Source organism: Frankia sp. BMG5.23, assembly GCF_000685765.2.
In the GTDB taxonomy this organism is placed as follows: Bacteria; Actinomycetota; Actinomycetes; order Frankiales; family Frankiaceae; genus Frankia; species Frankia casuarinae.
This window is the reverse complement of sequence record NZ_JDWE01000020.1, coordinates 12,899-37,133: the sequence shown is the minus strand read 5'-3', so window position 1 is coordinate 37,133 and position 24,235 is coordinate 12,899. Positions and strand designations below refer to the sequence as shown.

The window sequence follows — 24,235 nt, the reverse complement described above, 5'->3', positions numbered from 1 at the left end:
ACAGGCATGGCCTATCGCGTCGACGGTGAGAGGGTGCTGGGGATACGTGCGCCCGAGACGAGGCTGCGGTCGAGGTCCGCCACGGTCGCGGCGCCGAGCAGTGCCATCGCGTGGTCGAATTCCACGCGCAGCAGTTCAATCATCCGTAGGACACCGGCCTCGCCGCCCGCGGCGAGGCCGTACAGGTAGGGCCGACCCACGAAGACCCCTGCGGCGCCGAGGGCCAGCGCCTTGACCACGTCGTTGCCTCGCCGGACACCTCCGTCGAGGAACACCGTGAGTCTGCGCGCCGCCGCGTCAACCACCTCCGGCAGAATATCGATGGTCGCGGGGACGCCGTCCAACTGCCGCCCGCCATGGTTCGAGACCACGACACCGTCGACGCCCAGCTCGACGAGCCGGTCGCACTCGTCCCCGCGCATCAGGCCCTTGAGGAGCAACGGGCCTTCCCACAACGACCGGATCCGCTCGACGTCCTCCCAGGTGACGCAGTCCGACGACGATTTGATTGTCGCTCGGGTCTGGTTGAGGCTTAGCCGGGACGGGCCGCCGGGACGGCCGGCGCCGAATTGGCCGCGCATGAAGTCGAATTTGCGCATGAAGTCGAATTTGCCGCGGATGAAATCGGTCGCCCACGCCGGCTTGCTGGCCCCCTGCAGCAGCATCTTGGGATGCGGCGGCCGACTCATGAGCTTGTTGCGGGTGTCGCGTTCACGGTTGCCCAGGACCGGCGTGTCGATGGTGATGGCCAGGGCCCGGTAACCCGCCGCCGCGATCCGCCGGACGAGGTTCCCGACCTCGGCGCGGTTGGGGGGCAGGTAGAGCTGATACCACAGCGTGCCGGTCGAGCGCGCGGCGACATCCTCGAGCGGGAAGGCTGCCACGGTGCTCTGCATGTACACGATGTCCGCCCGCGCCGCGGCCCTCGCCACAGCGATCTCCGCGGACGAGCGCGCGAGGCGGCCCGCGCCCGTGGGCGCCAGCATGATCGGCATCGACAGCCGCTCGCCGAACACGGTAGTCGAGAGGTCTCGTGTGGCGACGTCGGCGAGCGGCCGCGGGCGGAACTCGATGCGGTCGAACGCCGTGCGGTTACGCCTGAGCGACACCTCGTCGCCGGCGCCGCCCTCCATGGCGTCGAAAACCGCCCGGGGAAGCCTGCGGCGCGCCAGTTCCCGGAAGTCCTCGACATTGATTGCGTCCTGCACCCTCACGAACACGGACCTTTCGCTGTCGGCCTGGCCACGGGATCGCGTTCTCCCGGTCGCCAGGATTGCCAGTCACTCCGGAAGCACTCAAGCGGCAGCCGTTCACGCCTTGCGGGAGCTGGTACAGCCAGCGAGGACCGCCCGGATGTCGGCCGCGATCTCGCTTACGACGGGTTCGCGCAGCACGGTGTCGTGGTCGCCGCCCACGGTGCGGTAGGTCGTCTCGCCGGTCAGCAGCGGGCGCCAGGCCTCCGTACGGTGCGGCGGCGAGGCGGCCGCCAGGTAGACCAGCGCCCGCCCGTTCCAGGGCTTGGGCCGGTAGAACCTCGTGAGCACCCGCGACTGGTTGTAGAAGACGTCGTACTGGTTCATGCCCTTGAACTGAACGACGCCAGCCAACGGGAGTTGGGCCGCCTGCCGGGCCCAGCCGAGCAGGACCCGTGCGGCAGCCCCCGCGCGCGCCGGGCCCATAGCCGATCCCCTCGCACGGTCCAAGGCTGGGGCCGGATTCGAGCTCCTGGTCGGGCCCCCCGGAACTGGAAGCTGAGAGGGCTGCACTCCTCCCGCGAAGACGCCGGAGGACGTGTCGGGCAGGAAGCTGTCGATGAGGACGAGCAGTTCGACGTGCTCGCCGGCCTCGGTGAGGAGTCTCGCGGTTTCGAGGGCGACGAGGCCGCCGAAGGAGTGGCCGGCGAGGTAGTAGGGGCCGGCGGGTTGGAGTAGGCGCAGGGTGCGGGCGTGACGGCGGGCGGCGGCGTAGATGGACCAGTCGGGGAGACCGCGGTATTCGAGGCCGTGGGCTTGGACGCCGTAGACGGGGCGTTCGCCGTCGAAGTGGCGGGCAAAGCCAAGCATGCCGACAGCGAGGCCGCCGGCGCCGCAGAAACAGAAGAGGGGCCCGCCGCTGCCGGTGGTGCGCAGCGGGACGACGGTGGGGTGGCGTAGGACGTCGGTGCCGGCATTGCGCAGGCGGGCGGTGAACTCGGCGACGGTGGGGGCGTCGGCGACGGTGGAGGTGGGGAGTTTGACACCGAGTTCGTCGGCGACTCTGGTGAGGAGCTCTTCGGCGATGAGGGAATCGCCGCCGAGTTCGACGAAGTCGTCGTGGATACCGACGTCGTCGAGGTGCAGGGCGGCGGCCCACACACCGGCGACGGCCTCTTCCCACTGGTCGCGGGGCGGGTCCTGGCCGGGTTTCGGACCGGCGGGGGGCAGGTTCAGTCGGTCGACCTTGCTGCGGTCGGTCCTCGGTAGCGCGGTGACCAGCATGACGGTGGCCGGCACCATGTAGGACGGCAGCTTGGCCCGTAGCAGGCGCCTGATCGAGGCCGGTGAGACCCGGGCGCCGGTCACGGGGACGACGTAGGCGACCAGGCGGGCCCGCTGCGTGGTCCTGTCGGCCACGACGACGGCTTCTAGCACATCCGAGCTCGCCAGCAGGGCGGACTCGATTTCGATCGGCTCGACGAGGTACCCACGGATCTTCACGGCCGCGTCGTTGCGGCCGACAACCCTGAGCTGGCCGCTGGCGTCGATGCGCCCGAGGTCTCCGGTGCGGTAGGTGGGTGTGCCGTCCGGCCCGATGCCGAACCGCGATGCGCTCGCCGCCGGCGCCCGCCAGTAGCCCCCCGTGATGAAGTGGCCCATCACGACGATCTCCCCCGTCTCACCGGGCGGCATCTCGATGCCATCCGGCGAGACCACCCTCACCGCGACGTCAACCACCGGCCGCCCGGCCGGCATCACGCCGTCGGGCAGGTCGTCGTCCGACCAGATCGGGGCACAGGTCGCCGTGCCGAGCTCCGAGGCTCCGTAGGAGACCAGGAACGCCGCGGCCGGCGGTAGGTGGTGGCGGGCCAACTCGACGTCGCGGGCGTAGATCGCCTCGCCGACCGACATGACGAATCGGAGGTCGTCGAGCACCTCGTCCGGCTCAAGGCAGCCGAACACGATCCGGATCAGCGCCGGCGTGGCCACGATGCCGGCCGGCCGGGTGGCGCGCAGCCAGTCGGCCAGGTCTCGGACGCCGCGGACCCGAGGGTCGTACATCTCGAGGGTGGTGCCGAAGACCAGGCCACCGACCGTCCGGTTCATCCCCGAGATGAAGGAGTAGGGCAGGAAGAGCGGCAGGCGGTCGCCCGGAACCAGCCGCATCACGTCCTGGACCTGGATGGCGTAGTGGATGCCCAGCAGGGCGCGGTGGTGCCACACGACACCCTTCGGTACTCCGGTCGACCCGGAGGTGAAGATGAGCACGGCTGGATCGGTATCGGCCCGGCGCGGCGCGGTCGACGCCACCCGGTCAGCCAGCGCCGGGGACCAGTCGGCGACGCGCTCGTCGCCGACGTCGATAGTCTCCACGATCCCCGGCAGCGCGGCGGCAGTCCGCTGGTCGGCGGAGCCAGTCGGTCCGGTGACGCACACCGAGGCCCCCGCCAGTCCCACGACCTGAGCGAGACGGTCGGTGGGATGCATCCTGTCGAGGGGCACGCAGGGCCGGCCGCTCGCGATGACGCCCAGGACGGCGGCGATCCCGCTCGCGCCGTGGGGCAACAGCACCGCGACGGGCATGTCCGGGTCAGCCGCGGCGGGCTGCCGAAGGATGCGGTCGGCGACGACGTCCACCCAGGCGACGAGCTGGGCGAAGGTAACGGCACGGTGTTCGTCGCGGACCGCCACGACGTCGTGGCAGACCATGGCGACGGTGCGGATCCGGTCGACGACGTTTCCGAACCGGTCGTCGGGACGCAGCGGCGGCGGTACCGGCACCGCCTGGGTGACCTGGCCTTTCCTCATGCCAGGCCTTTCCTCGCGCCAGCCAGGTCAGTGGCCCCAGGGACGGGCGGTGTTGTCATGGCGCCTCCCGGGCGGGCACTGGTATTGGAGCCGTGACCGCGCTCCGGTCCGTTCAGATCCGTTCATATCTAACACGAACGGCTTTGCGACCGACCATCCAGGCCATATTAATCATTAACGTAAGGGTATGGTTGCCATAAGGACCTGGCGCCCGCGATACGGCTCGACGCGAAGCGCCGCTTCGTCTCCCTATTGGCCGAGCCGGGTCTGTTGCGGCAGGGTCGGTGGAAGCGGTCGGCATGATCGACCGATATGTCTTCGCGCCGTCGGGCCGTTGGTGCCGGTGCCAGAGTTCGCAAGATTCCGGTGGTACTCGCGATTGGCCCGGTCCGCTCGGGATACCGAGGAACTGCTCACCAGGAGTGGTATCGACGTCGACCACGTTACTGAGCCTTTCCGCGTAACCATCTGTTGCATTGTGTAGCATTAATGGCGTGTTTCTGCGCGGTCTCAATAGGTCAGCGCACCACGTGTGGATCCAGTCACAGGGCTGGATCTGATAGGACGTGGTGTCCCTTGACCTGGAGGCGCGGTGCGCCGTCCCAGGCCACCTCGAAGGCCACCTCGAAGGCGATCTGATCATCGGCAAGGGTGGCAAGAGCCAGATCGCGACCCTCGTCGACTGAGTAGGTAGCCGCGGGCGCCGGTGCGTGGAGCGGCGAACACGAATTCGTCCTCGCCGTACATCGGCCAGCCACAACGCCCCCGAAGGGAGCGGTTCATACAACGCCTAACACCTGGTGGCCCGGAGGGAGCTCGAACAGCTCGAACCCCGAGGCGGCCTCGAACCCGCGGGAGGGGGACACCGTCCCGCGGGCCCGAGGCGGAGAGGTCCTTCGCCGGATCGTGGGATGCCGTGGCGGACCTCGGCTAGGGGCCTCGGCCAGGGGCCTGGGTCAGGGGGCCTGGGTCAGGGGGCCTGGAATCCCGCGTTGGTCAGCACGGTGCTCGCCTTGTCGGACAGGATGAAGTTGACGAACGCGGTGGCGCCGACGGCGTTGGGCGCGTTCTTCAGCGCGACGATCGGGTAGTCGTTGATCGCCTTGGCGGATTCGGGGAACTCGACGCCGTCCACCTTGCCCGCCGACGCCTTGACGTCCGTGCGGTAGACCAGCGCGGCGTCGACCTCACCGAGGGTGACCTTCGACAGTGCGGACTTGACGTCCTGCTCCAGGGTGACCGGGGTCAGGTTCACTCCGGTGGCGGCGAGCGCCTTCTTCGCGGCGGCTCCGCAGGGCACCTGCTCGGCGCACAGCGCGACCTTCACCCCAGGCTTGGTCAGGGCGGGCAGATCGGTGATGCCCTTCGGGTTGCCCTTCGGTACGGCGATGACGAGCTGGTTGCGGACGAAGACCTTGGGCGCGCCGACGTTGTCGCCGGCGTCGGTGACGGTCTTCATCGTGGCCGGGCTCGCCGCGGCGAACACGTCGGCCGGGGCGCCGGAGGTGATCTGCTGGGCCAGCTGCGAGCTGCCGGCGAAGGAGAAGGTCACCTTCGATCCGGGGTTCGCGGCCTCGAAGTCCTTGCCGAGCTGGGTGAACGACCCCGTCAGCGAGGCGGCGGCGAGCACCTTGACGGTCCCTTGTACTCCGCTCGCGGCGCTGCTGGCCGTGGCGGAGGGTGTCGCGGCAGCGCCGCCGTCGCTGCCGCCACATCCGGCGGTCGCGAGAAGCCCGGCGCCGAGCACCGCCAGGGCCACCGTCTTCATCCTGCGAAATCTCACGTGTCCCGTTCCTCCACCCGTTCACCCGTTGTCCGACTGCCGCAGCCGCGGACCATGTCGCTGAGCTAATCCGCAGATACGAAACTCTGTGCATGATAGTTCCGCATCTGCGCGCTGAACAGGTGGGTTGTTCCGTGGTGTGCCGATGCGCGGCCGGGGCCTGCGCCACGGCGACCGGAGCCCCGCTCGGCGGGCGATGTCGAGAGCGGTGCCGAGGGCAGGGTCGAGAGCGGTGCCGAGCCGGTTGAGCCGGTCATGCTCCTCTGGCCGGCCGCGGGTTACGACGGCAGGACGTGGAAGGTCCGGTCGTGGTAGATGAGCGGGGACGCCTCCGGGTCGGCGTCCGCCTCAAGGACCTGGCCGATGATGAGGAAGTGGTCCCCGGCCTCGACGGGTGGCCGGGCGGAGCAGCGCAGCCACGCCCGTCCCCCGTCGAGCAGGGGCTCGCCGGTGGGCAGCCTGGTCCAGCGGGTCGGCGAGGCGAATCGGTCGATCCCGCTGCGGGCGAAGCGCCGGGCGACCTCCTCCTGCTGGGAGGACAACAGGGTCACCACGAAGGTCTCCGCGACCCGCAGACGGGGCCACGACGAGGCACCGCAGGAGATGGCGAAGACCACCATCGGCGGTTCGGCGGACAGCGACGCGAGCGAGGTCGCGGTGAAGCCGACGGGTCCCGTGCCCGCGTCGGCGGTGATGACGGCCACGCCGGCCGGATGGCCGCGGAAAACGGTTCGGAACAGGCCGCCGTCGACGGCGCGCGCCCTGAACGGACCCTGGGTCTGGCGAAGCGAGGCCGTCATGCTGGATGCTTGCCGAGGTTCAGGCGACGAGTGGGGGTTCAACCGGACACCTGTGCGTCCGCCGTGTCCCACTGGGTAGCCGTGTCCCACTGGGTGCAGTGCACCCTTCTACACTAAATCTATCTTAATGGTTGGTCAATGGGTCGATCAGACCACCTCCGGGCGCCGGACCGGAGGGGCGTCACAGGTCGTCACAGGTCGCGGCGGGTCCGCGGGCCGAGAGCGAGAATCATGCGGCCCTCCAGGCCCGGGACTCGGGTTCGTGTCACCAGCCGCAAAGTAGCTCTCTGTAGCGGCAGTGTTTAGGTGTGACGCAGCACGTGAGGTCGTCGATCAGACGATCTGTCTTCCCTTGGCCACGAGCAATTACCGATGCATCTGGTACAGGTATGTATCGGAACGGTCACGGTGACGGACCGCCATGACGAAAGGGGAATCGGATGGTCGATGACACCCAGACTCTGGTCCTCGACTCCGTGCAGGCCAGACGAGTCGCAGCGCTGATCACCTGGCAGCATGCCGTCGGGGGGCAGGCGCACTGCTTGGCCCGGCTGGTGCTGCGCGCCGCACCCGAACCGCCGGTCGCGGTCCTGTCCGAGCTGGCCGACAACCCCGACCGTCTCGGGATCAGCGGCGATATGGCCGGGGTCGCCGTGGCGTTCCTCGCGGCCATGCGGCCCTACGCCACCCTGGACCCCGCATCGCTGGTCTGGATCACTCACCACGGGCCGTTCTCCTCCCCCGATGACGACGGCGGGCCCCAGACCTTCACCCGCGTGGACCTCGACTACCGCGATGGCGCCTTCCGCGACGACCTGCGTGCCGCCCGCAAGGCCGACATCGTGGTCTCCGCCACCGGACAGCCCACCTGCTCACCGGCGAGCACATCGGCGAGCACATCGGCGCCCACCAGTGCCTCGTTGTGGACTCCGGGTTCATGCCGCGCGCCGACGGGTCGGTGGCCGGCGACATCCACCCCAGCGCCGTCGGGATCCCGTAGCGGATCACCCCGGTGCCCGGTGGGGTCGGCCCGGTCGAGATGGCCGTGCTGATGGAACGCATCGTCCGCCAGGAGGCCGACCCGAACCTGCGCCCCTGGGCGCTGCCCCCGGCGTCGCCCCGGACCCGCGCCCAGACCACGACGCGCGCCGCCTTCCCGACCCGCAACCCGTCCCCATCTCGTACCCCACCCCGGCGGGAACCGCCACCTCCTCCACCGATCCCCACCCCGCCCCGGCGGCCCCGGTGAGCGGCGGACTGTCCGCGCTGCGCATCGCCGCCCTGGTCCACGCCGGGGAGCTATCCGCCGAGCAGATGACCCGCGACGCGCTTGCGCGTATCGCGGACGGCGATTCGGCGGTGCGGGCCTTCGCCGCCCTGTGGCCCGAGCAGGCGTACGCCCACGCGGCCGACGTGGACCGCCGGGTCCGCGCGGGCGAACGGCCGCCGCTGGCCGGGGTGCCTCTGGGGGTGAAGGTTACCGAGGGGCTGACCTCGACCCAGACCCGCCGGCTGCTCGCGGGCGGCTGCGTACCGGTCGGTGCCACCGCCACCCCGGGCCCGGGCACTACCTGGCAGACCTGGGGGCACACCGACCGCGGCCCGACTCTCAATCCGCACGACCCGGCTTGGAGCCCCGGCGGGTCGTCCGCCGGATCGGCCGCCGCCGTCGCCGCCGGCCTGGTTCCCTTGGCCACCGGCAGCGACGGCGCCGGTTCGGTGCGCATCCCGGCGGCGTGGTGCGGCGTCGTGGGCCTGAAACTCACGGGCGGCCGGGTGCCCGCCCGCGACCGCGCGGGTCTCAACGCTGCCGGCGTGCTGGCCCGCGAGCCCGCCGACGCGGCCGCCTACCTCGACGCCGTCGCGGGCACCGCGACCCTGCCGGCGCTGCGCCGCCCCGACCGGCCGCTGCGCACGGCGTGGTCGGCCACGCTCGGTTTCGCCGATACGGCCCCGGCGGTCGCCGAGGTGGCCCGCACCCACCTGGACGCCCTCGCCCGAGCCGGCGCGCTCGCGGTGACCGATGCCGTGCCGTGCTTGCCCGACCCGGCGGACTGCTGGGTGTCCCTGCGTCACAGCGGCCAGGACACCGCCGGTACCCGGGCCGCCCTGCTGCGCTCTCTCGGTGGCCTGTTCGCCGGGCACGACCTGCTCGCCACCCCGACCACACCCAACCCCCCGCACGGCCACCAGGGGCCCGGGGAGACGATGAGCGTGGCACTCACCTGGGCGTTCAACATCACCGGCCATCCTGCGATCAGCATCCCAGCAGGCCTAACCGGTGTCGGGGAACCGGTTGGCCTGCACCTGGTCGCCCCACCGGGCCGCGAGGCCGACCTTCTCGCCGTCGCTCTGGTGGCCCGCGCCATGCCCACCGCGCCCATCCGAACATGGCGACGACGGCTACCGGGCCCGGGACTCGGGTTCGTGCCTTGACGGCGCCGACCTCGTCCTGGTCGCCGAACTCCTCGGCCACGCCCGCGTCGACACCGTCCGGATCTACACCCTGCCCACCGACGACGACGTCCAAGACGCCGTCGACCGGGTCACCGTCGACTACGAACCACTCCGAAACGGACCATGCCACTACAGAGAGCTACTTTGCGGCTGGTGGCACGAACCCGAGTCCTGGGCCCTCCAGCGCTGTCCCGTTGCTGTCCCGTGCCGTTCAGAAGATCCCGAAACGTCAGAAGATCCCGAAACGTACGACGCACAGGGCACCGGCCACCAGGCAGTAGACGGCGAAGGGGGTCGCCGTGCGGGTTTCGAACCATCGGGCCAGGAACCGGATGGACACGTAGGCCACGACGCCGGCGACGATCGCCCCGAACAGGGTCTGACCGCGAACACCGTCTCCGAGCGGGCCGAGGAGGTCGGGGAGTTTCAGCAGGCCGGCGGCGAGGATCACCGGGGTGGCGAGCAGGAACGCGAACCGGGCGGCGTCGAGGTGGGAGAGTCCCCGGGACAGGCCAGCGATCATCGTGACGCCCGACCGGCTGATTCCCGGAGCCAGGGCGGCGGTCTGCGCCACCCCGACGAGCAGGGCGTCCAGGCGCGGCAGCGCGGCGAGCCGCCGGTCGGCGTGCCGGGCCGCTGTCTCGGCTTCGGGTAGTGCTGTCTCGGCTTCGGGTAGTGTCACATCCTCGGCTTCGGGTAGTGCCGTCTCGGTCGTCACGGCCTTCGAGTGGTTGCCGGGCCCGGACCCGGGTGCGGATCCGTGAGCTACCAGGGGACCGGAGGCCGGGCGCGTCCCGACCCTGCGGCCCGTGACCGGCGCCGAGCGTGGTATCGGCATGGTGTGCTCGTCCCGGTATCCGGCCGGCCCGGGAGCGCCGCCGGTCGTCGACCGGCGGCGCAGACGCTCCCCCAGCAGCATGATCATGCCGTTCACGGTGAGGAACACGGCGGCCGGCAGCGGCCGGCCCAGGTGGGTGCGCAGCGGATGCTCGAGGAGCAGCCCGACGATGCCCACCGGAACGGTCCCAAGGATGATCAGCCAGGCGAGCCGGCCGTCGGCGGTGGTGACCCGCCGGTCCCGGACCGAGACGGCCAGGCCCGTGATGATGCGCCGCCAGTCGTCACGGAAGGCGACGATAAGCGCCGCGGCGGTGGCCACGTGCACGGCGACGATGAAGGCGAGGTAGGGCGACTCGGGCGCGGAGACGTCGAGGTCCGCTGCCCATCGGCCGCCGATGAGAGCCGGCACGAGCACGCTGTGACCAAGGCTGGACACCGGGAACAACTCCGTGGCGCCCTGCAGGGCACCGATCACGCCCGCCTCGGCGTAGCTGAACGAGGACATGCCCGGCACCGTGCGCCTTCGATCATGTGAACATGGTGTGATGACCGAGTCCCGCGGCGCCACCGGCCGTGACACCGGCCGCAGACCGGAGCGGTTCTGCGCTCGCAGCAGCTCTACGATCCGTTCCATGCGGGTACTGGTCGTCGAGGACGAGGCGCGCACCGCCGCCCTGCTCCGCCGTGGCCTGGTCGAGGAGGGCTACGCGGTCGACGTCGTCGGTGACGGCGCCGACGCGGTCTGGCAGGCGACCGAGATCGGCTACGACGCGATCGTCCTGGACCTCATGCTTCCCGGTCTCGACGGATTCGAGGTGTGCCGCCGCCTGCGCGAGGCGGGCCGCTGGGCCCCGGTGCTCATGCTCACCGCCCGGGGGGACGTTGACGACCGTATCCGCGGTCTCGACGCGGGTGCCGACGACTACCTGCCCAAGCCGTTCAGCTTCGGGGAACTGACCGCCCGGCTGCGGGCGCTCGTGCGGCGCGGGGCCGTGGAACGCCCCACCGTCCTGCGGATCGGGGATCTTCGCCTCGACCCGGCCGAGCACCGCGTCCTGCGGGCTGGATCGCCACTCGACCTGTCCGCGAAGGAGTTCGCGCTCCTCCACCTGCTCATGCGCCATCCCGACGAGGTTCTGACCCGTACCTATATCGTCGATCACGTCTGGGACTTCGCCTTCGACGGCACCTCCAACATCGTCGACCAGTACGTGCGCTACGTCCGCCGGAAGATCGACATTCCGGACGGTCCGTCGCTCATCGAGACCGTCCGCGGGGTCGGATACCGGCTACGGACCCCGGCCGAGACGCCGCCCGGGAGGTCCCGCACACCTGATGTGTCTGCCGCGCCCGGTGCGTCTGCCGCGCCCGGCCCGGTCGTCGACGGGGGATCGTAGCCCGACGTGCCGATCCGGGTGAGGCTGACCCTGCTGTTCGCGCTGGGGACCGCGATCGTGCTCGCCGTCGCTGGCGTCCTGTTCTACCTGCTGCTCCGGGTGAACCTGCGGGACTCCGTTGACGCCGACCTGCGGACCCGGTCGGATCTGCTGACGGTCAGGCTCGCCGATCGGTTTGATGCCGCCCGGCCCGGGGGCGCCGGGGGCGTTGGTCGAGCCGATGCGGCCGATCTGCTCGTGGGCGGCGGATCGATCGCCCAGGTGCTCCGGGCGGACGGGACGCCGATCGTCTCGTCGCCGGACGCCGGGTCGCGGCCGCTGCTGACCGCGGACCAGCTCGCCCGGGCCCGGGCGCAGCCGACCCTGGTCACCCGGGAAGTGCGGGCCGGCACCGGGATCAGGCCGACCGGAGATGTCCGCGTCCTGGCCGTGGCGGTGCACACGGGCCGGGCCACCATGATCGCGGTCGTCGGCACGCCGACGCACCTCACCGACAGGGCCGAGGACCGGGTCCGCAACGTGATGGTGGTGGCGACGGCTCCGACGATCGCGCTGGCCGGCCTCGCCGCCTGGCTGCTCTCGGGGGCGGCGCTGCGGCCGGTGGAGCGGATGCGCCGGCAGGCGGCCGCCATGGCGGCCGCGGAGGTGGTCGCCGCCGGTCCGGTCGCCGCCGGTGGCGGCGACCCGGTCACCGCCGGCAGGAACGGCGAGCTGGCGGTGCCCGCGACCCATGACGAGATCGCCGCTCTGGCCAGAACGATGAACGACCTGCTCCGCCGGCTGAACGCGGCCCGTGCCCGGGACCGTGCCTTCGTCGCCGACGCCGGCCACGAGCTGCGGACGCCCCTGACCGTGCTCAAGGCCGAGCTGGAGCTCGCCGCCCGTCCCGGTCGCACGCGCGAGGAGCTGATCGAGGCGATCGTCAACGTCTCGGACGAGACCGACCGGCTCATCCGGCTGGCCGAGTCGTTGCTCACGCTCGCCCGGATGGACGGTGGTCTCGTCGGACAGGGGCGGGTCGCGCTCGACGAGGTACTCACCCGCTCCGCCCGGGCAGCGACGGGCTTTCTCCAGGCGCGCGGGCTACGACTCCGGCTTGGCGTCGCCGACACGCAGCGGCCGCTGGAGGTCCTCGGCGACGGGGACATGCTCCGGCGGGCGGTCGACAACCTGCTTGCCAACGCCGCGCGTCACGCACCCGCGGGCAGCGTCGTCGAGCTGCGGGGATGCCGCACACCGCGGCGGGTCGTCGGGCCGTGGGTGGGTGTGGACGGGCCGGGCGAGGTCGTCATCGTGCAGATCCGCGACCGCGGCCCCGGGTTCCCTCCCGAGTTCCTGCCGTACGTGTTCGAACGGTTCCGTCGCGCGGACACCGCCCGCACCCGGGACCACGGCGGTGCCGGGCTGGGTCTCGCGATCGTCGCCGCGATCATCAGTGCACACGGCGGCACCGTCGAGGCGGCCAACTGTCCGGACGGCGGCGCGGTCGTCACCGTCACCCTGCCTGCGACCGCCTGGCCTCCCGGTCCGCCGTCGGCGAGCCTGGCCTCCCGGTCCGCCGCCGGCGAGGGTGCACCGGGTCGTCCGGGTGAGCCCCGCCGTCCCGACGGGCCCGCGCGTCAGCCGTCGGCGAGGGATCTCCGGTCCCGGCGCAGGGGATGATCGGGCGGGATCTCCACGACCACGATCGGGACGCCGTCCGGATCCTCGATCCACATCTCGTCGAGTCCCCACGGCTCACGCCGCGGCTCCCGGGTGATGACGACACCCGCCGCGTTCAACCGGGCGTGTTCGGCTGCCAGGTCACGCACCTGCAGCCAGAGCCGCGCCGTCCTCACTGGTTCCCGGCCCGTGCCCACTGGTTCCCGGCCCGTGCCCACCGGCCGTGCCGGCCGCTGCGAGTGCCCGGACACCTCCAACAGGCCCTGGCCGAGGAAGAACACCAGCCCGGGTTCCTCCGGCGGCCCGAACTCGCGGTAGACCGCCAGCCCGAGGGTCTCGCGGTAGAAGTGATGACTGCGCTGCGGATCCGTGGGCCGGAGCAGGATGCGGCTACTGAGAACCTCCATCCGGCGAGTCTGCCCCGCCTGCGGACCGCCGTCGTCAACCACCGGGGGCAGCGACGGGGAGCAGGTCGCGGTCGGCTCCGGTTCCTCACGAGCGCGCGACGAGCGTGCGTAACGCGTTAACGGCCGTCCAGGTCCGGCGTCAACCACCGCGTAGCATTCTGGTGATTTCGGCGGCGACCGTCGTCGCGAGCGTCCAACCGGCGGCGATGAGGAAGTAGGCGAACCAGACCGTCGCGCCGCGCGGGGTGAAGTGCTGCTCCTGCCCGAAGTCGATGAGGGGCAGCAGCAGGTCGAGGGTGTAGACGGGGGCGTGGAAGGCCGACGCGGCGGTGTCGTCGACCGGCGCCGGCGGCCGTAGGTCGAACAGCACGCTGCCGGCGACCACCAGAAGCGCGATCCACGAGGCGGCCCGCACCGGGCGGAATCCGTATCCCACGAGAAGGTCCTGCAGGTGGCTCCATATCTTCGCCGCCGGCGCCAGCGTCTCGCGTCGATGCCGTTGTTTCACGAGCAGAACCATCCGTGCGTCGGCATCGTGGCCGTGCGCCTGGTAAATGGCCACGAGCTGTTCGTACACCTGCGGTCGGTAGCCGCTGGGGTCGAGGCGCAGCCACCGCCGCCGCACGTCGCCATCCCCGAACGTACCGAGGCTGTCGTAGTGCAGCCCGTCGAGGCGCAGCACGGCGGGCTAGGTCGCCGGATCGCCCCGCAGCCGGACCGGACATCCAAGGACGCTGTGGGAGAGTCGGCGTGGCGCGCATCGAAGCGGCGTCCGGTTCATCCGCGAGGTCCGGCCGGCTACCTGCCGCGGCAGCCCAGGGCGATGCCGTGATGCTCGTGGGATGACGCCTGTGGGATGTTGTCGGGGTGTGGGGGATGCTCGGCAGGCCGGTCCGCGCCCACGTTCCCACGGCCCGGTTGTTCCCGCTCCCGGCGGGAGAGGTGTCCCTGCGGCGAGCGCCGTCCGGAAGGTGTGTCCCGCGTTGGCCGTCACCGAGCACGAACAGCGTTCTTCCAGCCCCCGTCGCCTGCGTTCCTGGATGCTGGAGGGCGCCGATCGGGCGCAGCGGCATGCCGGCCCGCATGCCGCGCCGTCCGGCGAGTACAGGCTGCACCCGTGGTGGCGGGTGATGTGCCTGACCGGTGTCGACTACTTCTCCACGCTCGGCTACCAGCCGGGCATCGCGGCGCTGGCGGCCGGGAGCGTCAGCCCGATCGCGACCGTCGTGCTGGTGGCGGTGACGCTGTTCGGCGCGTTGCCGGTCTACCGGCGGGTCGCCGGGGAGAGCCCCCACGGGGAGGGCTCCATCGCGATGTTGGAGAAGGAGCTGTCCTGGTGGAAGGGCAAGCTTCTCGTCTTGGTGCTGCTCGGCTTCGCGTGCACCGACTTTCTCATCACGGTGACGCTGTCCGCGGCCGACGCGACCGCGCACATCCTGGAAAACCCCTACGCCCCTTCGGTGCTGGCGGGCCATCGGGTGGTGGTGACACTGGTCCTGCTGGCGCTGCTCGGCGGGATCTTCCTGATGGGCTTCACCGAGGCCGTCGGCATCGCCGTCGTGCTCGTCGTCGCCTATCTGGCGCTCAACGCGGTGGTCGTGGCCACCTCCCTCGGCCGGGTCGCGGCCCATCCCCGCGTCTTCGACAACTGGCACGCGCTGCTGGTCAGCGAGCATCCCAACCCGCTGCTGCTGGTCGGTTTCGCGCTGATCATCTTTCCGAAGCTGGCGCTGGGCCTGTCCGGATTCGAGACGGGGGTCGCGGTGATGCCGCTGATCCGGGGCGGACCGGGCGACAGCGAGGAGAACCCGCTCGGGCGCATCCGCGACACCCGCAGGCTGCTCACCACCGCCGCGGGCATCATGGCGGTGTTCCTCATCACCAGCAGTTTCAGCACGACGCTACTCATCCCGGAGAAGGACTTCGCCGCTGGCGGCCCCGCCAACGGCCGGGCGCTGGCCTACCTCGCCCACCAGGAGCTCGGCGCCGTCTTCGGCACCGTCTACGACGTCAGCACGATCCTGATCCTCTGGTTCGCCGGCGCGTCGGCGCTGGCCGGGCTGCTCAACCTCGTTCCCCGCTACCTGCCGCGTTACGGCATGGCGCCGCACTGGGCCCGGGCGGTGCGCCCGCTGGTGGTCGTGTTCACCCTGATCGGCTTCCTGGTGACCGTCGTGTTCCGGGCCAGCGTCGACAAGCAGGGCGGGGCGTACGCCACCGGGGTCCTCGTCCTGATCACCTCCGCGTCGCTGGCGGTCACCCTGTCCGCGGCCCGTCGCGGCCGGCGCCGGCTGGCGGTCGCCTACGGCGCCATCGCGGTGGTCTTCATCTACACGACCATCGCCAACATCATCGAACGGCCGGACGGTCTGATCATCGGCTCGATCTTCATCATCGCCATCATCGCGGTATCGTTCATGTCCCGGGCGGTGCGTTCTCTGGAGCTGCGGGTGACCGGGGTGCGCCTTGACCCGGTGGCCGCCTGCTGGGTCGGCGAGGCCGCCGCTAGCGGATCACTGCATCTCGTCGCCAACGAGCTCGACGTCGGCGACGCCGCGGAGTACCGGGACAAGATCCGCAAGGTCCGCGAGGAGCTGTACGTCCCGGCGGGCGTGCCGTTGCTGTTCATCGAGGTGGAGGTGCCGGACTCCTCCGAGTTCGAACGCGAGCTCGAGGTGCGGAGCGAACAGCGCCACGGCTACCGGGTCCTGCGCGTCACCAGCACCTCGGTGCCGAACGCCATCGCCGCCCTGCTACTCCACCTGCGCGACACCACCGGGGTGCGCCCGCACGTCTACTTCGAGTGGACCGAGGGCAATCCGCTGCTCAACCTCATGCGCTTCCTGTTCTTCGGGGTCGGTGAGGTCGCCACCGTCACCCGCGAGGTGCTGCGGGAGGCCGAGAGCGACCCGCGGCGGCGCCCCTTCGTCCACGTCGCGTAGCGTCCCGTTGTTCCCGTTGTTCCCGTTGTTCCCGGGCCCGGCGGCCGGTGCCGTCCGTCCCGGCGGGGCGGATCAGCCCTTGCTAGATTGATCGAATGTGCGAGCCCGCCGGCCGGCGTGAGCGCAAGAAGCGGCGCACCCACGACGCGCTGTCCGCGGCGGCCATCGCGCTGTTCCTCGACCGCGGCTTCGGTGCGGTGTCGGTGGCGGAGGTCGCAGCGGCGGCCGGGGTGTCGAAGCCGACGCTGTTCACCTACTTCACGAGCAAGGAGGACCTGGTCCTGCACCGGATCCTCGACCATCGTGGGGAGTTCGCCCGGGTGGTGGCGCAGCGCCCGGCGGGCAGTTCGCCGCTGGCCGCCATCGAGGAACATCTCGCCGCCGGGCTCGAGCGCCGGGAGCCGGTCACCGGTCTGAACGACGACCGCGAGGTGCTCGCCTACCACGGCATGGTCTTCTCCACCCCGAGTCTGCTCGGCAGGCTGGCCCAGCACACCGGGCAGGATGAGGATGCCCTCGCCGCCGCGCTGGCCGCGGCGGTGCCGGCGGCCGGCGAGCTCGCGGCCCGGCTGGCTGCCGCGCAGATCATCGCCGTCCGGCGGGTGCTGGCCCGGGAGAACTGGGCCCGGCTGGGGGAGGGACGGTCCGCCGCGCAGGTGTTCCCGGACGCGCTTGCCGCCGCGCATCAGGCGTTCCGCGCCCTGCGGCGTGCCCTCCCCGACTACGCCTGAGTGCCTGCCATGTCCTGACTGTTCCTTCATGATCGCGGGTTGCGGCGGGGAGTGCCGCCTTCGTCCGAATAGTATTCCTTACCGAGTTAAGAAAGGGGTGCTCGGTGATGATTGACGGCATGAACGCCGAACCGGATGCGGATCCGGTCGACCTGGCCGTCGATGTGGCTGTCGATGTGGCCGGACCGGACGCGGAGCTGGCCGCGGAACGCGAGCACCTCCGGCGCAGCCGGCGGGCGCTGGCGGGGATGCGGGCCGAGGTCGAGGGAACGGAGATTGCCGCGGGCGACGCGGTCGTGGACAAGGTGACGAACGCCTACCTGAAGCTGGCGAAGCAACGGCGGCTCGCCAGCTTCACCGAGCAGGAGCATTCGACGCCGCTGTTCTTCGGCCGGGTCGACTACGGGCCCGACGCGCCCCGGGTCCCCGGCCAGCGCTTCTACCTCGGGCGGCGGCACGTGCGCGAGGCTGCCGGGGACGATCCGCTGGTCGTCGACTGGCGCACCGAGGTCGCCCGGCCGTTCTACCGGGCGCATCCGGGCGACCCGATGGGGCTCACGGTCCGACGCAGGTTCGGCTACGACGGGGCGGAGCTCACCGCGTTCGAGGACGAACCGCTCATCCCCCGCCGCTCGGGGGCGGGGACGGCGGCGGGAGAGCCGGCGGCGGCGGGAGAGCCGGCGGGGGAGGCGACCGGGCCGGCCGGCGACCTGCTGGACCGGGAGATCGAACGGCCCCGCACCGGGCCGATGCGCGACATCATTGCGACGATCCAACCCGAGCAGGACGAGATCGTCCGGGCGGATCTCGCCGTGAGCGTGTGCGTCCAGGGCGCCCCGGGGACGGGAAAGACCGCCGTGGGGCTGCACCGGGCCGCCTATCTGCTCTACGCCCACCGTGAGCAGCTGCGGCGCTGCGGGGTACTCGTCGTCGGCCCCAACCGCGCCTTCCTCGGCTACATCGCCGCGGTGCTGCCCTCCCTCGGGGAGTTCACGGTGCGGCACAGCACCCTCGACGACGTGGTGGGCGCGGTCGCCGTGCGCGGCACGGACCCCGACGACGTGGCCGCGCTCAAGGGCGACGCCCGGATGGCGACGGTGATCCGTCGGGCGTTGCACGGGGCGATCCGCCCGCCCACCCGGCCGGTCTCCGTGGACACCCGGGTCGGCCGGTGGACGGTCGGCGCCGACGAGTTCGTGGACCTGGCCGCCGACCTGATCGCGCAGCTGGGCGCGGGCGCGTTGCGCTACGGTACCGCCCGGGCACGCCTGGCCGGCCGGATCGCCGAGTCTGTCCGTCGCCGGGCCGAGGCGAGCGGACACTTCTTCACCGACGGGGCGCTGCGCACCCTCGCCCGCGGCCGGGCCGTCCGCGAGGCCGTCGAGGCGGTCTGGCCGCGGGCCGACGCGCCGGGCCTGGTGCACCGCCTGCTCACCGACCCGGCGTTCCTGGCGTCGGCGGCCGACGGGGTGCTCACCGACGACGAACAGCGCCTGCTGCTGACCGGCGCACCGCGGGGCGGGGTCCGGACGGCGCGCTGGTCGCTCGCCGACGCGTTCTGCGTCGATGAGGCCCGGGACCTCATCGAGAGCGGACCGGGCTTCGGGCACGTGATCATCGACGAGGCGCAGGACCTCTCCGCGATGCAGTGCCGCGCGCTCGGCCGCCGCTGCGCGGACGGCTCCGCCACCGTCCTCGGGGACATCGCCCAGGGCACCACCAGCTGGGCCGCGACCTCGTGGCCGACGTTGCTGGCCCATCTCGGCAAACCCACGGCGCACCTGGAGGTGCTGACCCGCGGTTACCGGGTGCCCGCGGAGATCCTCGACTTCGCGAACCGGCTCCTGCGCCACATCGCCCCGGATCTGCGTCCGGCGACCTCGGCGCGGACCACGCGCGGCGCGCTGACGACGGCCCCAACCACCCCGCAGGGGCTCACCGCCGCGGTGGTCGACCACACCCGCCGGACCCTGCCGCACCCCGGCTCGCTGGCGATCATCGTCGCCGACCGGGAGGTGGCGGCACTCGCGGCGGCGCTGGACGCCGCGCGGCTGCCGATGCCGATCGTCCCGCTCGACGGGGACACCCCACCCGGGCGGGCCTGCCTCGTGCCCGCCTCGCTCGCCAAGGGACTGGAGTTCGACCATGTCATCGTGGTGGAACCCGCCGCGATCGTGGCGGGTGAGGCGTGGCTGTTGCAGGGGTTGCGCCGGCTCTATGTCGTCCTCACCCGCGCCGTGAGCGCCCTCACCGTCGTGCACGCCGACGCGCTGCCCGCACAGCTGCGGTGAGCGACCTCGCGGGCCCGATCCGGGTGGTTGCCGTGTCGCCACCGGACGAGTGGGAGAAACTGTCGATGTGGCAGATGAACGGAACGTTCTCGGTGGGGAACTGGAGCCCTGCGGCACCGATCCGGTGACCGGCTTCTACCGCGACGGGTGCTGCAGCACCGGTCCGGAGGATCTCGGTAGCCATACCGTGTGCGCGGTGGTCACCACCGAGTTCCTACGGCACCAGCGGCAGGTCGGCAACGACCTGTCGACGCCCCGACCCGAGTACTCCTTCCCCGGCCTGCGCCCGGGTGACCGCTGGTGCGTGGTCGCGGTACGGTGGCTGCAGGCCTATGAGGCGGGGGCCGCCGCGCCTGTCGTGCTGGCCTCGACGCACGAACGCGCCCTGGAGGTCATCCCGCTGGAGGCGCTGCGCGCCCACGCCGTTGACGTGCCCGCCGACCCACGATCACTCGGCTGACCTCGGCCGGCCCCGCCGGTCGCCGGCCCTGTCAGTCGATGATCTCGTCAGTCGATGATCTCGGGTTCGAGGCCCACGGTGAGCCAGTCGACGTAGGACAGGCCGGTGATCTCTTCGAGGCGGGCGATGTCGTCGACGAAGTACGGCAGCACGGCGCGGTGCTGCTCGGCGGTGAGCTTCGGGCGTCCGCCCTTCTGCCGCTGCAACGCGGTGAGCAGCGGACCGCGGAAGGTCCTGCGCGCGGGAACCGGGAAGTGGTGCCCGATCCGCCCGCCGGTGCGTAGCGCCGCGCGCAGCACGCTGTTCACGGGGGTGTCCGCGACGAACGGCGTGACGTTCTCGGCGGGCACCAGGTCCACCAGACCCGTCTCGACGCCGAGGAACTCGCAGACCCGGTCCAGCGTGGCGGCGGGGGAGTCGCGCAGGTCCCGGTAGCGCAGCAGCAGGACCTGGTCGCGGGAGAACAGGGTGAACAGATGGCTGAGCTGCTCCCCGTACAGGCCGAGGGAGACGTAGTGCCAGAACTGGGCCCAGCCGGCGTCCCGGCGCTCACGCTCCAGAGCACAGGCCCGGACGAAGTCACGTTCCGACTCCAGCCCCGCCGCCCACAGATGGGTCCAGTTCGAATGTGCGCGGTCGACCGGGTTGCGCAGCATGACGATGATCCGCGCCTTCGGCAGGAGCCGCCTGATCCGGTTCTGGGCGTCCAGGTCGTAGAGGTAGAACGGAGTGACCTCGCCCTTGAGCGTCCCCGCCGGAGCGGCATCGAACAGCGCTTCGTAGTCGGCCCGCCGCCACACGTGCTCCTGGTACGTCTGGGCGTCACCGGGGCCGCCCCGGGCCGGCGGCGGCCCCTGCGACAGGAAGAACTTCGGCTCCTTCACCGACGGGAGGAACAGCGCCGGGTGTCGGACGAGTGCCGCGTGCAGCGCCGTCGTTCCGGCTTTCGGCACGCCGATCACGAGGAAGTCGGGAAGGGCCATATGACGGGCGCTCCTGGACGACTGGGGTCGGTAAGCGACTGGGGTCGGTAAGCGACTGGGGTCGGTGGGCGGCCCCGGGGTACGTACCTCGCATACTCCAGTAATCCGACCGGGGACCTCAAGATAGTAGCGGTCAGGGCAGGACGGCGTGAACGGAACGTTCGTCATCCTTACCCGGCCGGTAGGGTTGCCGCGTGGTAGTGAGCAAACAGCACTTGGCGGCGACGGCCGTACCGCTCCCCGGGCTGAGGCCCGCCGTGACCGTGGTCGCGCCGCCCGGTGACGGCCCGGGGTACTGGGCCGGCGCGCCGTGCGCCATCGCGGTGGGCGGCGTATTTTACCTGGCCTATCGGCTGCGCCGTCCCGTTGGGATCGGCCGGGGCTTCGGCGTCGTCATCGCCCGCTCCACCGACGGGGAGAACTTCACCGAGATCGCCGTCGTGCCCCGGGACCCGTTCGGAGCCGAGAGCCTGGAGCGGCCCGCTCTGGTGGTGACCCCGCAGGGATCATGGCGGCTCTATGTGAGCTGCGCGGCTGCGGGCAGCCCGCACTGGTGGGTGGACCTGCTGGAGGCCGACGACCCCGCGGCGTTCGACCCGGCCCGCCGCCGTACCGTCCTGCCCGGCGATCCGGCCAGCCTCGCCGTCAAGGACCCGGTCGTGGTCCATTACGACGGGCAGTGGCATCTGTGGGCCTCCTGCCATCTGCTCGACGACCCGCTGGCGACGGACCGGATGGACAGCCGCCACGCCACGAGCCCGGACGGCGTGACCTGGACCTGGACCGGAACGGCGCTGGCGCCCCGCCCCGGCTGCTGGGACGCCCGCGGCGTGCGGATCAGTTCCGTGCTCACGGGCGGCTCCCAGCCGGTCGCCCTGTACGACGGTCGGGCCACCGCGGCGGAGAACTGGGCGGAACGCACCGGTCTCGCCGTCGGGGTGACCGTCGACCGGTTCCACGCGGTCGGCACCGAGCCGGTCGCGGTCTGTCCGGACGGGGACGGCGCCCTGCGCTACGTCAGCGTGGTCGAGCTCCCGGACGGCGGCCGGCGGCTGTACTACGAGGCCTCCCGGTCGGACGGCAGCCACGAGCTGCGCACGGAGCTGCATCCGGCCCCCTGAGCCGCCCCCGGTGCCCTGAACGCCGCCGTTTTGCCTGGTTGGCGGCATCCTGGCGGGGATGCTGCCGGTTTTAGGGAGGGGTCGCGTTTGAGGGGCCGGGTTCAGGGAGAGGTGTGGCGGCGCTCGCGACGAGGGCGTGCCCTGCCCGCGGATTTTGGGTCAGGCGATGGCCGCTCGGATGGGTTCGCGGTCGGTCAGGCCCACGCCGCCGCGCGGAGCGTCGGTCTCTCCCTTCATCTGACGGAAGATCGAGTCGTTGTCCCAGTACGCGCGCTCGGCAATGATTTTGCCCGGTTCCTGGCCGCTGAAGATGTAGAGCACAACGCCTTCGAAACGAACCGGACGACCCCGAGGGGCAATGCCGGCGAACTCGCCCTGATGTGTCCCTACCAGGGTCACCTCTCGCCAGGAGTAACCGGGGAGGTCGTATTCTCCGGTAACAGTGATGATGAAGTCCGGTAGGGCAAGGGCGAGCATTTCGTAGAAGTCCTGCACACCGCGGATGCCTTCGTAGCGGGCGTTCATCGGGACGACGTCGTAGAAGGCACGCTCGTCGCGCAGGAAGGTGTCGTAGACCTTCTCCCAATCCTTGGCGTTCTCCTGGCGGATGTGCTCCTCGATGGTCGCGCGCTGCCAGGAGATACGTTCCTCGGTAGCAATAGTGGTCATGGTCTCGGTTTCCTGGTCCTTCTCGTAGAAGGAGAATTCGTTGCGGATTCATCGTACGACAGGTCTGGACGCGGAACAGTTCGGCTCTTCGAATTACGGTGGATGTCGTAATTAGGCGGACACGCGTGGCGGGACGGCTTGGGTTGCGGGATGCAGCCAGCAGGGCCGGGTGGATCGGGACACGGCGTTGCGGCGTCCGCCATGCTGGAGCGGAACGTGCCGCCCGCACCGGTGATGATCGCGACTGTCAGGTCCCTGTGCGGCCCTTGCCGGCTTCTATCGTGACGGGTGACGCCAGGGCTCGGGGGCGCGCGTGCCCGCGGGTTCGCCCGGTCGGCGGGGGAGGTGGGGGTGGTGCGCGAGATCGCCGGCACCCTGCGCCGGTGGCGGGCGGCGGGCACCGCGTTCGCGGTGGCCACGGTCGTCGATGTCCGGGGCAGCGCGCCGCGCCAGCCGGGCGCGGCGATGGCTGTGGCTGCCGATGGCGAGGTCGTCGGCAGTGTGTCCGGCGGCTGCGTGGAGGGCGCCGTGTACGAGGCGGCCGCCGAGGTGGTCCGCACGGGGACGCCGGCCTTCGAGACCTATGGGATCCGCGATGACGACGTGGCCGCCGTCGGACTTACCTGCGGCGGCGTCATCGATCTGGTTGTTACGCCGCACCTGCCGCACCTGCCGGACGTGTCAGATCTGTCGCCCCCGCCGGGTCAGTCGGACCCGGGGCCATTGCCGCTCGACGCGGTCCTTGCGGCGATCGCCGCCGACGAGCCGGTGGCGCTGCTGACCGTGGTCGGTGGCGAGCGGCTGGGCAGCCAGGTCGCGGTGTGGCCGGAGCGGACCGCCGGTTCGTTCGGTTCGTCCGGGTGCGAGGTGACCGGGTGCGAGGTGACCGGGTGCGAGGTGACCGGGTGCGAGGTGACCGGGTGCGAGGTGACCGGGTGCGAGGTGACCGCGGTCGACGACGCCCGTGGCATGCTCGCGGCCGGGCTCAGCGGCCTGCGTCACTACGGTCTCCACGGGCAGGGGGGTCTCCACGGGCAGGGGCGACTCGACGCGGTACCGGTGTTCGTCTGTTCGTTCGCGCCGCCGCCGCGGATGCTGGTCTTCGGGGCGATCGACTACGCCGCCGCGGTGGTCCGCATCGGGCGTTTCCTCGGTTACCGGGTGACGGTGTGCGACGCGCGGCCGGTCTTCGCCACTCCTCGCCGTTTCCCCGACGCCCACGAGGTGGTATGCGAGCGACCGGCGGCGTTCCTCGCCCGCACCGAGGTCGACGCGCGCACGGTGATCTGCGTCCTCACCCACGACCCCAGATTCGACCTCCCGGTGCTGCGCGCGGCGCTGCGCTCCCCGGCCGGATACGTCGGGGCGATGGGGTCGCGGCGCACCCACGCCGACCGGCTGCGCAGGCTGCGCGAGGACGGGGTGAGCGAGTCCGACCTGGCCCGGCTGCGCTCACCCATCGGACTGGATCTGGGTGCGCGCACGCCCGAGGAGACGGCCGTCTCCATCGCCGCGGAAATCATCCAGAACCGGTGGGGCGGGAGTGGCCGCCCGTTGCGAGCCACCCGCGGCCGCATCCACGCCGAATCCGGTGATCCCGGCGGTGCCGGCGGTGCCGGCGGTGCCGCGGACGGACGCCCGAGGACAGCAAGATAATCAACGGTGTTGACGAGCATCCACACCCAAGA

20 protein-coding genes are annotated in these 24,235 nt (G+C 71.4%); 11 read left to right on the top strand and 9 right to left on the bottom strand.

Features of this window, described 5'->3' with window-relative positions; translation table 11 throughout:
* Window positions 1-11: 11 nt before the first annotated feature.
* The 4 genes from BMG523DRAFT_RS11445 to BMG523DRAFT_RS11430 all read right to left on the bottom strand — a co-directional run bounded on the left by BMG523DRAFT_RS11445 (window position 12) and on the right by BMG523DRAFT_RS11430 (window position 6,587).
* The gene (locus BMG523DRAFT_RS11445) at window positions 12-1,214 is read right to left on the bottom strand and encodes an alpha-hydroxy acid oxidase (RefSeq protein WP_043591157.1); all 1,203 of its coding nucleotides are present in this window, start codon (window positions 1,212-1,214) and stop codon (window positions 12-14) included.
* A gap of 96 nt (window positions 1,215-1,310) precedes the next feature.
* Complete coding sequence (locus tag BMG523DRAFT_RS11440) at window positions 1,311-4,004, bottom strand: AMP-binding protein (protein ID WP_043591141.1); 2,694 nt, start codon at window positions 4,002-4,004, stop codon at window positions 1,311-1,313.
* A gap of 970 nt (window positions 4,005-4,974) precedes the next feature.
* Window positions 4,975-5,787, bottom strand: coding sequence for a molybdate ABC transporter substrate-binding protein (gene modA, locus BMG523DRAFT_RS11435; protein WP_011436817.1), 813 nt, complete (start codon window positions 5,785-5,787; stop codon window positions 4,975-4,977).
* Between the two features lie 278 nt (window positions 5,788-6,065).
* Entirely contained in the window at window positions 6,066-6,587 is a 522-nt protein-coding gene (locus BMG523DRAFT_RS11430) for a flavin reductase family protein (protein ID WP_035958251.1), read from the bottom strand.
* Window positions 6,588-7,027: 440 nt separating this feature from the next.
* Here BMG523DRAFT_RS11430 and BMG523DRAFT_RS24455 point away from each other — a divergent pair, with 440 nt between their 5' ends.
* From BMG523DRAFT_RS24455 to BMG523DRAFT_RS11415, 3 genes are read left to right on the top strand one after another with little or no spacing between them, the layout of a single operon-like run.
* Window positions 7,028-7,639, top strand: coding sequence for a hypothetical protein (locus BMG523DRAFT_RS24455; protein ID WP_035958252.1), 612 nt, complete (start codon window positions 7,028-7,030; stop codon window positions 7,637-7,639).
* A complete protein-coding gene (locus BMG523DRAFT_RS25900) occupies window positions 7,639-7,836 on the top strand; it encodes a hypothetical protein (protein WP_235463089.1) in 198 nt (65 codons plus the stop codon). The genes BMG523DRAFT_RS24455 and BMG523DRAFT_RS25900 overlap by 1 nt, the downstream gene beginning before the upstream one ends.
* Window positions 7,833-9,023 carry an amidase gene (locus BMG523DRAFT_RS11415; RefSeq protein WP_200923107.1) on the top strand — a complete coding sequence of 397 codons (1,191 nt, stop codon included), beginning with the start codon at window positions 7,833-7,835 and terminating at the stop codon, window positions 9,021-9,023. Before BMG523DRAFT_RS25900 ends, BMG523DRAFT_RS11415 begins: the two co-directional genes overlap by 4 nt.
* A gap of 250 nt (window positions 9,024-9,273) precedes the next feature.
* Here the strand turns inward: BMG523DRAFT_RS11415 and BMG523DRAFT_RS11410 are convergent, their stop codons facing one another.
* Window positions 9,274-10,389 carry an undecaprenyl-diphosphate phosphatase gene (locus tag BMG523DRAFT_RS11410; protein WP_035732755.1) on the bottom strand — a complete coding sequence of 372 codons (1,116 nt, stop codon included), beginning with the start codon at window positions 10,387-10,389 and terminating at the stop codon, window positions 9,274-9,276.
* 127 nt (window positions 10,390-10,516) lie between these two features.
* On the opposite strand from BMG523DRAFT_RS11410, the gene BMG523DRAFT_RS11405 reads away from it, so the two are divergent.
* Both BMG523DRAFT_RS11405 and BMG523DRAFT_RS11400 read left to right on the top strand, forming a co-directional pair.
* Entirely contained in the window at window positions 10,517-11,281 is a 765-nt protein-coding gene (locus tag BMG523DRAFT_RS11405) for a response regulator transcription factor (protein ID WP_023840282.1), read from the top strand.
* Between the two features lie 6 nt (window positions 11,282-11,287).
* Window positions 11,288-12,943 carry a cell wall metabolism sensor histidine kinase WalK gene (locus BMG523DRAFT_RS11400; protein ID WP_043591139.1) on the top strand — a complete coding sequence of 552 codons (1,656 nt, stop codon included), beginning with the start codon at window positions 11,288-11,290 and terminating at the stop codon, window positions 12,941-12,943.
* On the opposite strand, the gene BMG523DRAFT_RS11395 is transcribed toward BMG523DRAFT_RS11400, so the two are convergent.
* Window positions 12,901-13,350, bottom strand: a complete 450-nt coding sequence (locus BMG523DRAFT_RS11395; RefSeq protein ID WP_043591155.1) for a VOC family protein — start codon at window positions 13,348-13,350, stop codon at window positions 12,901-12,903. The genes BMG523DRAFT_RS11400 and BMG523DRAFT_RS11395 overlap by 43 nt on opposite strands.
* Before the next feature lie 139 nt (window positions 13,351-13,489).
* Window positions 13,490-14,032 carry a hypothetical protein gene (locus BMG523DRAFT_RS11390; RefSeq protein WP_051623843.1) on the bottom strand — a complete coding sequence of 181 codons (543 nt, stop codon included), beginning with the start codon at window positions 14,030-14,032 and terminating at the stop codon, window positions 13,490-13,492.
* 358 nt (window positions 14,033-14,390) lie between these two features.
* Between BMG523DRAFT_RS11390 and BMG523DRAFT_RS11385 the strand changes: the two genes are divergently transcribed.
* The 4 genes from BMG523DRAFT_RS11385 to BMG523DRAFT_RS11370 all read left to right on the top strand — a co-directional run bounded on the left by BMG523DRAFT_RS11385 (window position 14,391) and on the right by BMG523DRAFT_RS11370 (window position 19,774).
* Window positions 14,391-16,292 (top strand): hypothetical protein, encoded by a 1,902-nt coding sequence (locus BMG523DRAFT_RS11385; RefSeq protein WP_043591137.1) that lies wholly within the window; start codon window positions 14,391-14,393, stop codon window positions 16,290-16,292.
* A gap of 95 nt (window positions 16,293-16,387) precedes the next feature.
* Window positions 16,388-17,023: a TetR family transcriptional regulator gene (locus BMG523DRAFT_RS11380; RefSeq protein ID WP_011436810.1), complete on the top strand. Its 636-nt coding sequence runs from the start codon at window positions 16,388-16,390 to the stop codon at window positions 17,021-17,023.
* Between the two features lie 119 nt (window positions 17,024-17,142).
* Window positions 17,143-19,314 carry an ATP-binding protein gene (locus tag BMG523DRAFT_RS11375; RefSeq protein WP_043591135.1) on the top strand — a complete coding sequence of 724 codons (2,172 nt, stop codon included), beginning with the start codon at window positions 17,143-17,145 and terminating at the stop codon, window positions 19,312-19,314.
* A 67-nt stretch (window positions 19,315-19,381) separates the two neighbouring features.
* Entirely contained in the window at window positions 19,382-19,774 is a 393-nt protein-coding gene (locus BMG523DRAFT_RS11370; RefSeq protein WP_011436808.1) for a DUF2237 family protein, read from the top strand.
* A gap of 47 nt (window positions 19,775-19,821) precedes the next feature.
* Here BMG523DRAFT_RS11370 and BMG523DRAFT_RS11365 read toward each other — a convergent pair whose 3' ends face one another.
* Entirely contained in the window at window positions 19,822-20,757 is a 936-nt protein-coding gene (locus BMG523DRAFT_RS11365) for a sulfotransferase (RefSeq protein ID WP_011436807.1), read from the bottom strand.
* 194 nt (window positions 20,758-20,951) lie between these two features.
* On the opposite strand from BMG523DRAFT_RS11365, the gene BMG523DRAFT_RS11360 reads away from it, so the two are divergent.
* Window positions 20,952-21,878 carry a hypothetical protein gene (locus tag BMG523DRAFT_RS11360; RefSeq protein WP_051623842.1) on the top strand — a complete coding sequence of 309 codons (927 nt, stop codon included), beginning with the start codon at window positions 20,952-20,954 and terminating at the stop codon, window positions 21,876-21,878.
* 159 nt (window positions 21,879-22,037) lie between these two features.
* On the opposite strand, the gene BMG523DRAFT_RS11355 is transcribed toward BMG523DRAFT_RS11360, so the two are convergent.
* Window positions 22,038-22,547, bottom strand: a complete 510-nt coding sequence (locus BMG523DRAFT_RS11355; RefSeq protein ID WP_023840289.1) for an ester cyclase — start codon at window positions 22,545-22,547, stop codon at window positions 22,038-22,040.
* 354 nt (window positions 22,548-22,901) lie between these two features.
* Here BMG523DRAFT_RS11355 and BMG523DRAFT_RS11350 point away from each other — a divergent pair, with 354 nt between their 5' ends.
* Window positions 22,902-24,203: an XdhC family protein gene (locus BMG523DRAFT_RS11350; protein WP_043591153.1), complete on the top strand. Its 1,302-nt coding sequence runs from the start codon at window positions 22,902-22,904 to the stop codon at window positions 24,201-24,203.
* Window positions 24,204-24,235 lie beyond the last annotated feature (32 nt).